Source organism: Agromyces sp. NPDC055658 (assembly GCF_053618155.1).
On sequence record NZ_JBSHHD010000006.1, the window covers coordinates 70,768 to 81,506 of the forward strand.

Consider the following 10,739-nt stretch of genomic DNA (forward strand, 5'->3'; position numbering starts at 1 on the left):
TGCGTCGGCGCACGCCGTCGGACGCCGAACTCGAATCGATTCGAAAGGATTCGAGAAGACACGATTCTACCCGACGCGGGTGCCTCGCCATCAAGCCCGAGACCTCCCCCGCCGCGGAGATCGTGCATCGATCGGCCCGACCGCGCGGTGCCCCGCGTCGGTAGGCTGGATCGGTGCCGTTCGATCTCCGAGACATCCCGCTCGATCCGAAGGCCGAGGCCGCGCTCGCGGCGCGCGGCCTCGAGTACCGCGTCGTCCGTCCCGATGAACGCGAGGGCCTCGAGGCGTGGGTCGAGGCAGACCGACGCGGATTCAACGAGGGGCGAGCCGGTGCCGCCGAGTTCGCCCGCGAACTGTCGGTGATCGCCGACCGCCGCGTCACCGCCGTCTACGACCCGACGCTCGACGCGCCCGAGGTTCCCGTCGCCACGACCGCGAGCTGGCCGACCGGGCTCAGCGTGCCTGGCGGCCGCAGCGTCGACAGCTGGGCCGTCGCGTCGGTCACCGTCGCCCCGACGCACCGCCGTCGCGGCATCGCCCGCGCGATGATGGAGGCCGAGCTGCGCAACGCGCAGGCGGCCGGCGCCTCGCTCGCGATGCTCACGGCGTCGGAGGCCACGCTCTACGCCCGCTACGGGTACGCCCCCGCTGCGCGCATCTCGACCGTCGAGGTCGAGCGTCGTCGCGTCGAATGGATCACTCCGGCCGAGCCCGGTCGCGTGCAGTTCGTCGCGCCCGACGTCATGCGCACCGCCGCCGGCGCGATCGCCCGACGCGCCGTCGCCCGCACGCCCGGCGAGATCGACCGCTGGCCGGGCCTGCTCGACCGGGTGCTCGGCACGCACGACCCCGACAGCGAGCGATCGCGCGCCGTTCGGGTCGCCCGCTACGACGACCGCCACGACCAGCCGCAGGGGTTCGTCGTGTACCGGATCCGTCCGCAGCACGACGACCCTGCGGGCGTGCTCGAGTTCGACTTCCTCGCAGCGGCGACCGACGAGGCCGAGCGCGCGCTCTGGCGATTCCTCACCGAGCACGACCTCGTCTCCCGGGTGCGCGGCCGGTTGCGCTCGGTCGACGAGGCGCTGCCCTGGCTCATCGCCGATCGGCGCGCTATCACCGTGAGCGACGTCACCGACCACCTCTGGCTGCGCATCCTCGACCCGGTCGCCGCGCTCGAGGCGCGGCGCTACTCGGGCCCGGGGTCGCTCGTGCTCGACATCGACGACCCGCAGGGGTACGCGGCCGGCCGGTTCGAGATCGAGTTCTCGGCCAAGGGCCACGCCGAGGTGCGACGGGCCGAGTCGAACGGCGGGGATGCCTCGGCTCGCGCCGCGCGCCGGTCGAGGCCCGCACAGGGGTTGGGACTGCGCCTCGGCGTCGCCGAGCTCGGTGCGATCTACCTCGGCGACGTGGCGCCGTCGCTGCTCGCCCGCGCCGGACGCATCGTCGAGACGACGCCCGGCTCGCTGGCGCTGGCCGACCGCGTGTTCGCGTCGCCGCGCACCCCGCATCTCAGCATCTGGTTCTGAGGGTGTCAGCGCCCTCGTTCGTCGGCCGCTCCCGGGCCGGCTCGGGGCCGCCGGCTAGATCGAGTCCTGCCGCGGGAAGACGACCTTCTCCATGATGATGATGAGCGACGCCGCGACCGGAATGGCGACGAGCGCACCGAGCACGCCGCCGAGCGTGCCGCCCGCGACCGCCGCGATCACCACGAGGGCTCCGGGCACCGCGACCGCGCGGTTCATGATTCGGGGGCTCAGCACGTACGCCTCCACCTGCATGTAGATCAGGTAGTAGATCGCCGCGGCGAGCGCGGTGTACGGCCCGGCGGCGAGGCAGACGAGCGAGATGATGACCGCACCCGTGAGGGTTCCGACGAGGGGGACCAGCGAGAAGAGGAAGGCGATGAACGCGAGCAGGATCGGCGCGGGAGCCCCGATGATCGACAGGAAGAAGAGGCTCAGCACGCCGTTGACGGCGGCGAGGCTGACCTGCCCGATGACGTATCGGCCGACCGACCCGGTGATCTCCTCCGACACGTCCCGGTAGCCGGCACGCGACGACGCAGGAACGAACCGCGCCGCGTAGCGCTTCATCGAGTCGAGCGAGGCGAGGAAGTACAGGGTGAGGATCAGCACGATGGTCGCCCCGGTGAAACCGCCCGCGATGCCGGCGCCGACGGCGAGGATTCCGCCGCCGAGCGAGCCGAGGTTCGCCGGATCGGCGAGCCACTCGCCGGCCGACTCGATCGCTCCCTTGATCGCGTCCTCGGACCCGGTGATGCCGTTGAGCCAGATGACGAGGTCGCTGTGCTGGGCGTTCTCGACGATCGCGGGCCAGTTCTCGATGACGTAGGTCGTCTGCTCGACCACGATCGGCACGATCGTCGCGATCAGCCCGACGAACAGGCCGATCACGACGGCGAACACGATGAGGATCGCAGCCCAGCGGGGCAGCCCCCGTCGCTGCATCCAGCTCACGACCGGGTCGAGGCCGAGCGCGAGGAAGAGCGCGAGCGCGACGTAGAGGATGACCGTGCCCAGCTGCCCGACGATGCCGCCGAGCACGAGGGCGAGCAGCACGCCGATCGCGCCGACGAACCCGATGCGGAACGCACGGATCTTCACCTCGGGCGAGCGCGCATCGCCGTCGCTCGTCACCTCGGCCGCGGGCGGTGGCGCCGCCGGCGCACGCTTCGTACGGATTCGCATGGTGCCGACGCTACCGCCGCGCCGAGGCATCCCCCGGGAATGAAACGGATGCCGCGGCGATTGTGATCAACGGGGCGCCGCCGCGCGCCCGGGTGAGGAGTGGCGTGGGCGACGCAGCAGGTGTGGGTTTCCGATCCGAGCGCGGGCCGGTGCTCATCGCGGTCATGCTCGCGACGGGGCTCATCGCGATCGACTCGACCATCCTCGCGACGGCGGTGCCGTCGATCGTGCGCGACATCGGCGGGTTCGCGCAGTTCCCGTGGCTGTTCTCCATCTACCTGCTCGCGCAGGCGGTGTCGGTGCCCGTGTACGCGAAGCTCGCCGACACCGTCGGCCGCAAGCCGATCATGCTCGTCGGCATCGCGCTGTTCCTCGTCGGATCGGTGCTCTGCGGGTTCGCGTGGGACATGACGTCGCTCATCGTGTTCCGCGCGGTGCAGGGCCTCGGCGCCGGCGCCGTGCTGCCGGTCTCGATCACCATCACGGGCGACATCTACACGGTGCGCGAGCGCGCCAAGGTGCAGGGCTACATCGCGAGCGTGTGGGCGGCGTCGTCGGTGCTCGGCCCGACCCTCGGCGGGGTGTTCGCCGAGTTCCTGTCGTGGCGCTGGATCTTCTTCATCAACATCCCGCTCTCCCTCATCGCGGCGCTCATGCTCTGGCGGGCCTACCACGAGTCGTTCGAGCGCAAGAAGCATCGCATCGACCTGACCGGCTCGATCGTGCTGACCGTCGGGCTCACGCTCGTGATCCTCGGCGTGCTCGAGGGCGGACAGGCCTGGGCCTGGCTCTCGTGGCAGAGTCTCGTCGCCTTCGGCGTCGGCGCCGTGCTGCTCGTCGCGTTCGTGTTCATCGAACTGCGCGCAGCCGAACCCGTGCTGCCGCTCTGGGTCTTCTCGCGCCGCCTCATCGTGACGACCTCGCTCATCTCGCTCGGCGTCGGCGCCGTGCTCATCGGGCTCACGTCGTACGTGCCGACGTTCCTCGAGATCACGGCCGACGCGACGCCGATCGTCTCGGGACTCGCGGTCGCCGCGCTCACCCTCGGCTGGCCGATCTCGGCGTCGAACTCGGGCCGGCTGTACCTGCGCATCGGGTTCAAGAACACGGCGCTCATCGGCATCACGATCGCGGTGCTCGGCAGCATCGCGCTGTTCGCGGTGTCGTTCGTGCCGAACGTCGTGACCACGGCGATCGCGTGCTTCATCGTCGGCCTCGGCCTGGGGCTCATCGCCTCGCCGACGCTCATCGCCGCCCAGTCGTCGGTGCCGTGGGAGGAGCGCGGCGTCGTGACCGGCGCCAACATGTTCCTGCGGTCGGTCGGCAGTGCCGTCGGCGTCGCGATCTTCGGCGCGATCGCGAACGGCGCGATCGCCCGGTCGGGGCTCGGCGACCACTCCCCCGTCGCGATCCAGGCCGCGTCGGCCGCGGTGTTCTTCGCCGTCGCCGTCGCGGCGGTGCTCACGATCATCGCCGCCGTCGCGATGCCGCGCGCCCGCGTCGACGAGATCGAGCACCGCCCCGTGGAGGCCGCCGCCGCGAGCTGAGCCCAGCCGGTCTCAGTCCCAGCGGCCCGCGGGCGGCATGACCTCGCCCTCGAGGGTGCGCACCCAGCGATCGCCGGTCGCGCGGTGCTCGGCGCGAGTCGCGAAGCGGTAGTGGTAGGCCCGCACCCTGATCCAGCGCGGCGGCGCCCCGTCGAACGGGTCGTGCGCGAGCAGCGCGAGCGTCGCAGGATCGGCCGCGAGCAGCCGCTCGAGGAACACCGCGAACCACGGCTCCCACATGCGGCCGAGCGGCAGGAACCACATGAGCCAGTCGAGCCGCAGATGGTAGGGCGCCCACTGGCGCGGCAGCGCGCGCAGGTCGCCCGGCTTGCCCTTGAAGCCGTACTCCCGCCAGGAGGCATCCTCGTCGGGAACCTCGTCGTCGGTGCCCTCGACGACGATCTCGATGCGCCGCGTCGTGACGGTGCCGAACGCGCCGTAGGCGTTCACGAGCATCCACCGGTTGAAGCTCGCGTTCATGAGCTGGCGGTGCGCGAACAGGTTGCGCAGCGGCCACCAGCTGAGCACGACGATCAGCGCGCCCACCGCGAGCACCACGATCGTGAACCAGAGCGGCGAGCCCGAGGCATCCGAACCGAGGTCGGCCGGAATCGCGGGGATCAGCCGGTGCCACACCGGATCGGTGATCGCCGAGGCCGCGAGCACGACCGTGATCCAGTTGAGCCAGGCGAAGTTGCCGGTGACGATGAGCCACAGCTGCGTGAGGATGACGACCGCCGCGGCCGCCGAGCCCACCGGCCCCGGCACGAACAGCAGGAACGGCACCACGAGCTGCGCGAAGTGGTTGCCGAGCACCTCGCCCCGATGGAACCACGGCGGCAGCAGGTGCGCCTGCCTGCTGAGCGGGCCGGGCATCGGCTGCGTCTCGTGGTGGTACATGAGCGCGGTGAGGTCGCGCCACTCGCGCCCGCCGCGGATCTTGATCATGCCCGCCCCGAACTCGAGCCGGAAGACGAGCCACCACACCGCGACGATCGTCACGACCGGCGGCGGCACCTCGTCGGAGCCGAGGAACGCGACCGTGAAGAGCGCCTCGCACAGCAGCATCTCCCACCCGAAGCCGTAGAAGGTCTGGCCGACGTTCACGACCGACAGGTACAGCACCCACAGCGCGAGGAACAGCACGAGCGGCAGCCAGGGCGGCCCCAGTTGCGGCAGGCCGGCGACGAGGGATGCCGCGAGCACGATGCCGGTCGCGGCGACGACCACGAGCCGACGATCGGAGTACCCCCAGCGGAAGAGGCTCGGCCCCCGCAGTCGCGCACCGGGCGCACTCGCCCGGCGCAGGAGTTCGGGCACCGGCAGCAGGCCGCGCTCGCCGAGCAGCGGCCGGAACTGGTTCAGCGTCGAGACGAACGCGACCACGGCGAGCGCCGCGACGCCGCGCTGCAGCACCTGGCGGGCGACCTCGTAGTCGTGCGCGTCGAACCAGGCGGTCCAGTCCACATGTCCACGCTACGCCCGGGCCCGTCGGGCGAATAGGAGCGGAACCGCCTCGAGACTTCAGAGCCCCTCAGGCGCCGATGCCGAACCGCTCCTTGAGCGCGAGCTTCGCCGCGTACCACCCGTTCATGCCGTGCACGGCCGGCCCCGGCGGGGTCGCGCTCGAGCACAGGTACACCCCCTCGACGGGTGTGCGCCATGGCGCCGTCGACACCACGGGCCGCTTGACGAGCTGTGCGAGCGTGAGCTCCCCCGAGTAGATGTCGCCGCCGACGTAGTTCGCGTTGTACGCGCCGACCTCGGCCGCCGAGCTCGCGGCCGACGCGAGCACGACGTCGCGGAACCCCGGTGCGAACCGCTCGACGGCGGCGGTCACGAGCTCGGTCGCGTCGAGCGTCGACCCGGCCGGCACGTGCGTGTACGCCCAGAGCACGTGCTTGCCGGCGGGTGCGCGGGTCGCGTCGACCACGCTCGGCTGGCAGACGAGCACGTAGGGATGCCTCGGCGCCCCGCCGTGCCCCGACACCTGCAGGCTCACCCCGGGTTGCAGGCCTCGCGCGACCGCGTTCTCGGCGAGCGCGATCTCGCGCCGGCTGCCGCCGACGTGCACGGTCGGCGCGAGCCCCACGGCGGGGTTCGCCCACGGAACCGGCCCGTCGAGCGCGAAGTCGACCTTCGCGATGCCCGAACCGTAGCGGTAGCGGCGGAGTGCCCGTTCGTAGCGACCCGGCAGGTCGGCCGAGAACAGCAGCTCGGGCGACGTGTCGAGCAGCACCGCCCGCGAGCCCGAGACCTCGTCGAGCGCGCGAACGGGCGCGTCGGTCACGATCTCGGCGCCGCGCTCGCGCAGCTCGGCGACGAGCGCGTCGGCGATCGCCTGGGACCCGCCGACGGGCAGTCCCCACCCGACACCGTGGCCGTGCATCGCGAGCAGGAGCCCGGCGCCGGCCGAGGCGAGCGAGGGCATCGCGCCCGCGGCATGCGCGACGACCCCGGTGAGCAGCGCGGGGGCGACGTCGCCCCTGAAGCGCGAGTTCCACGCGGCCGTGCCCTGTTCGAGCGCACGCAGCCCGAACCGCACGGCGGCGATCGGGTCGCGCGGCACCTGCAGCAGCTGCGAACCGGTGAACGCGACGACCCCCCGCTGGCGGGCGAGCAGCGGTGCGACGAGGCGGCGCCACGCCGGACCGTCGACGCCGAGCCCGTCGGCCGTGCGGTCGAGGTCGCGCCAGGCGATGCCGGCCCGCCCGCCGGGCAGCGGATGGGCGTACGAGACCTCGGGCACGACCCATTCGGGGGCATGCGGGCCGTCGATGAGGCCGAGCTTGTGGAAGACGGGCGAGGCGAGCCCGGCGGGGTGCACGGCCGAGCACACGTCATGCCGGAACCCGGGCAGGGTGAGTTCGGCGGTGCGCACCCCGCCGCCGAGCGTCGGGGCGGCCTCGAGCACACGAACCGAGAGGCCGGCCCGGGCGGCGACGACCGCGGCGACGAGGCCGTTCGGCCCCGAGCCCACGACGGTGAGGTCGGCCACGGTCAGAACTCGCGCTGGTAGACCCAGGGCAGGCGGTCCATCAGCAGCCGGTGCCGGTGGCCCCTCGCGCCCGACACCTCGTCGTCCTCCTGCCAGAGCACCATGCGCCGGGCGTCGTCGCGACGCGCCACGTACTCGAGCATGTCGCCCGAGGCGAAGGCGGTGAGCGCGTGGTCGACCGAGTCGACGCCCGCGAGGCCGTGCAACGTGACCCACGTCGGCGGCCAGAGCGTGAGCTCGCCCGCCGCGTGCCGCTCGAGCGCGTCGGCCGGCCGCAGCCAGTCGACCGCGACGACCTCGTCTGCGGCGAGCCGGAACTCGCCGTCGGGCACGCGCACCGCGAAGAACGTGGTGGTGAGCTGCTTGGGCGCCCCCTTCGGCGGCGTCCACCGCGAGAACGGCACGAGCTCGTCGGCGGCGAGCACGAGACCCACCTCCTCGGCGACCTCTCGCACCGCGGCACGCCGGGCGGCGTCGATGCCGTCGCGCGGCGTGCCGTGCAGGTCGCCGTCGTCGACGGCACCGCCGGGGAACACCCAGGCGCCCGCGAACGAGCCGCGATCGCTCGGCCGTTCGGCGAGGAGCACCTCGACGCCGAGCTCGCCGTCCCTCAGCAGCACGACGGTGGCGGCGGAGCCGGTGGCGGGCGGGGCGGCGACGGAGACGGAGGTGGAGGTGGACCGGGACTCGGGCACGGTGTCCATCCCTTCAGCCTAAGCCGGTGGCCGCGGCCGGGCCAGACCTCGTGCGCCGAGGCCGCCGCTACACTGCCGACATGCAGGAGCCCGCCGACCAGCCGCACGTCGACCCCGCGGGGCCGTCGCGATTCGCGCGCGCCGTGCTGGCGCCGAACCCCGGCCCGATGACGCTCGACGGCACGAACAGCTACGTGCTGCAGGCGCCCGGCGCGCGCACGAGCGTCGTCGTCGACCCGGGGCCCGCCGATGCCGGCCACCTCGCCCGCCTCGCCGCCGCTCCCGTCGAACTCGTGCTCATCACCCATCATCACGCCGACCACACCGAGGCGATCGACGCGTTCGCCCGGCTGACCGGGGCTCCGGTGCGCGCGATCGACCCGACGTTCTGCCGCGACGCCGCCCCCCTCGCCGACGGCGAGCGCATCGTCGCCGCCGGCCTGGCGCTCGAAGTCGTCGCCACCCCCGGTCACACGCGCGACTCGGTGTGCTTCGCACTGCTCGGCGAAGCCGGTGCGAGCGCCGGAGCCGCCGCCGACGCAGACCCGCCGCGCGCGGTGCTCACGGGCGACACCGTGCTCGGCCGGGGCACGACGATCATCGCCGATCCCGACGGGGCGCTCGGCCCGTACCTCGGTTCGCTCGAGCGCCTGCGCGCGATCGGCACCCCCGGCCCGGTCGCGGTCCTGCCGGGCCACGGCCCCGAGCTGCCCGACCTCGCCGCGATCTGCGACGCGTATCTCGCCCACCGCGCCGAGCGACTCGACCAGGTGCGCGCCGCGCTCGCCCGGCTCGGCGCGGATGCGACGGTCGGCGAGGTCACCGATCTCGTCTACGCCGACACGGATGCCTCGGTGCGGGGTGCGGCCGAGGCATCCATGCGCGCCCAGTTGGCGTACCTGCGCGACCTGGCCTGACGCCCACTCCGACGCCGAATCGCCCGGCTCCGCGGGGAACCGGGCGATTCGATCGATACGGCGAGGTGCGGAGGTCAGGCCGCGACGGCGAAGCCGCCGGTCCAGCCGATCTTCTCCTGCACGGCGAGCGTGAGCTGGAGGAAGCCGATCGACTCGAGCTCGCGGGCCCGCTTCAGGGCACCGGCGTCGATCGCCTTGACGCCGCCGGCGCGCACGACGTCGATGAGGGCCTGCTTGGCCACCGCGTCGTCGCCCGCGACGAGCACCGTCGTCTCCTCGTCGCCCACGGTCTTCGAGGCGAGGGTCGCGGCGAAGTTCGTGTTGAACGCCTTGAGCACGCGCGACTCGGGCAGCAGCTCGGCGAGCTCGGCGGCCTTCGAGCTGTCGGAAGCGGGAACCAGCGAGTCGAACGTCTCGAAGTCCAGCGGGTTGGTGATGTCGACGACGATCTTGCCGGCGAGCTCGGCGCGACGCGCCTCGGCGATCTCGGCGATCGCGAAGTGGGGCACGGCGAGCACGACGATGTCGCCCGTGACCGGCTGCGAGAGATCGCGGCCGAGCACTTCGACGCTGTTGCCGCCTGCGGCGACGATGCCCCCGATGGCCTGGCCCATGTTGCCGTTCCCGATGATGCTGACGGTCGTCATTGTCTTTCCTCCCCGCGCCTCGTCGACGCGATTACTTGTTTCGACAACCATCACTCTAGGGCAAATAAGTTGTCTCGTCAACTATTGCGGTAGACTGGCCGCATGACCGACGACACGAAGTGGCTCAACGCCGAGGAATCGGCGGCGTGGGTGCGCCTCATCGCCGTCGCCGAGCTCCTGCCCGGCGCGCTCGACGCGCAGCTGCTGCGCGACGCCGGGCTCACCCACTTCGAGTACGTCGCGCTCATGGCGCTCGCCGACGCCCCCTCGCGCACGATGCGCATGACCGAGCTCGCCTCCCGCACGAATGCGACACTGCCGAGGTTGTCGCACGTCGCCCGCCGGCTCGAGGAGCGCGGCCTGATCCGCCGCTTCCCGTGTCCCGAAGACCGTCGCGCCACGAACGCGACCATCACCGAGGCCGGGCTCGACCTCATGGCCGAGGCGGCGCCCGGGCACGTCGACACCGTGCGCGCCAACGTGTTCGACGCGCTCACGGCCGAGCAGCTCGAGCAGCTCTACGTCATCGCCGGCGCCGTGCTCGCGAAGCTCGACCCCGACGAGCGGCTCACCGCGACGTCGTGCCAGTTCAGCGAGGGCCCGGTCGTCCGCACCCTCGCGGGGTAGTGGCCTCGATTCGCTGAGGCCTCCCGAGCTCGTCGGGAGTGCGCCCTGCCGGCTTCACCCGCCTGGGCGCCGGTGCCGCGGAGACTCATCGCAGATCTCGCACGCGGGGTCAGCCGGTCCCCCGCATGGACTCCGATCCCGCGTACGGGCATTGCCGATCCCGCGTGCGGGCGCCGGTCCGTCGCGTGGGAATCGTCGATCCCTCCCTTCAGCGCCGGCCCGTCGCGTGGGAATCGTCGATCCCTCCCTTCAGCGCCAGCCCGTCGCGTGGGAATCGTCGATCCCTCCCTTCAGCGCCGGCCCGTCGCGTGGGAATCGTCGATCCGTCCCTTGAACGCCGGTCCGTCGCGTGGGGCGCCGGTTCCGTGCGTGGGCGCCGGTTCCACGCGTCGGCGCCGGTTCCACGCGTCGGCATCGGTTCCACGCGTCGGCGTCGATCCTGCGTGGACATCGCTCTGGGGAACGAGGACACAAGTCCACAACTCCACACCCCTGCAGGACACAAGTCCACAACTCCACACCCCTGCAGGACACAAGTCCACAACTCCACACCCCTGCAGGACACAAGTCCACAACTCCACACCCCTGCAGGAC

Annotated in this window: 9 protein-coding genes; 4 read left to right on the forward strand and 5 right to left on the reverse strand. The window is 72.3% G+C overall.

The window, feature by feature from the left end:
- Window positions 1–173 precede the first annotated feature (173 nt).
- Window positions 174–1,532: a GNAT family N-acetyltransferase gene (locus ACWGPE_RS04680; protein WP_231431811.1), complete on the forward strand. Its 1,359-nt coding sequence runs from the start codon at window positions 174–176 to the stop codon at window positions 1,530–1,532.
- A gap of 54 nt (window positions 1,533–1,586) precedes the next feature.
- Here the strand turns inward: ACWGPE_RS04680 and ACWGPE_RS04685 are convergent, their stop codons facing one another.
- The gene (locus tag ACWGPE_RS04685) at window positions 1,587–2,714 is read right to left on the reverse strand and encodes an AI-2E family transporter (RefSeq protein WP_231431812.1); all 1,128 of its coding nucleotides are present in this window, start codon (window positions 2,712–2,714) and stop codon (window positions 1,587–1,589) included.
- A 164-nt stretch (window positions 2,715–2,878) separates the two neighbouring features.
- On the opposite strand from ACWGPE_RS04685, the gene ACWGPE_RS04690 reads away from it, so the two are divergent.
- The gene (locus ACWGPE_RS04690) at window positions 2,879–4,261 is read left to right on the forward strand and encodes an MDR family MFS transporter (protein ID WP_231432381.1); all 1,383 of its coding nucleotides are present in this window, start codon (window positions 2,879–2,881) and stop codon (window positions 4,259–4,261) included.
- Window positions 4,262–4,273: 12 nt separating this feature from the next.
- Here the strand turns inward: ACWGPE_RS04690 and ACWGPE_RS04695 are convergent, their stop codons facing one another.
- The 3 genes from ACWGPE_RS04695 to ACWGPE_RS04705 form a co-directional block, all read right to left on the reverse strand.
- Entirely contained in the window at window positions 4,274–5,728 is a 1,455-nt protein-coding gene (locus ACWGPE_RS04695; protein WP_452048247.1) for a lipase maturation factor family protein, read from the reverse strand.
- Between the two features lie 67 nt (window positions 5,729–5,795).
- Window positions 5,796–7,259: a phytoene desaturase family protein gene (locus tag ACWGPE_RS04700; RefSeq protein ID WP_275506441.1), complete on the reverse strand. Its 1,464-nt coding sequence runs from the start codon at window positions 7,257–7,259 to the stop codon at window positions 5,796–5,798.
- A gap of 2 nt (window positions 7,260–7,261) precedes the next feature.
- Window positions 7,262–7,963, reverse strand: a complete 702-nt coding sequence (locus ACWGPE_RS04705; protein WP_275506440.1) for an NUDIX hydrolase — start codon at window positions 7,961–7,963, stop codon at window positions 7,262–7,264.
- A gap of 71 nt (window positions 7,964–8,034) precedes the next feature.
- On the opposite strand from ACWGPE_RS04705, the gene ACWGPE_RS04710 reads away from it, so the two are divergent.
- On the forward strand, window positions 8,035–8,871 hold the full coding sequence (locus ACWGPE_RS04710) for an MBL fold metallo-hydrolase (protein ID WP_231431816.1): 837 nt from the start codon (window positions 8,035–8,037) through the stop codon (window positions 8,869–8,871).
- 74 nt (window positions 8,872–8,945) lie between these two features.
- Here ACWGPE_RS04710 and ACWGPE_RS04715 read toward each other — a convergent pair whose 3' ends face one another.
- Complete coding sequence (locus ACWGPE_RS04715) at window positions 8,946–9,518, reverse strand: NADPH-dependent F420 reductase (protein WP_231431817.1); 573 nt, start codon at window positions 9,516–9,518, stop codon at window positions 8,946–8,948.
- A 102-nt stretch (window positions 9,519–9,620) separates the two neighbouring features.
- Here ACWGPE_RS04715 and ACWGPE_RS04720 point away from each other — a divergent pair, with 102 nt between their 5' ends.
- On the forward strand, window positions 9,621–10,145 hold the full coding sequence (locus tag ACWGPE_RS04720; RefSeq protein WP_231431818.1) for a MarR family winged helix-turn-helix transcriptional regulator: 525 nt from the start codon (window positions 9,621–9,623) through the stop codon (window positions 10,143–10,145).
- Window positions 10,146–10,739: the final 594 nt, after the last annotated feature.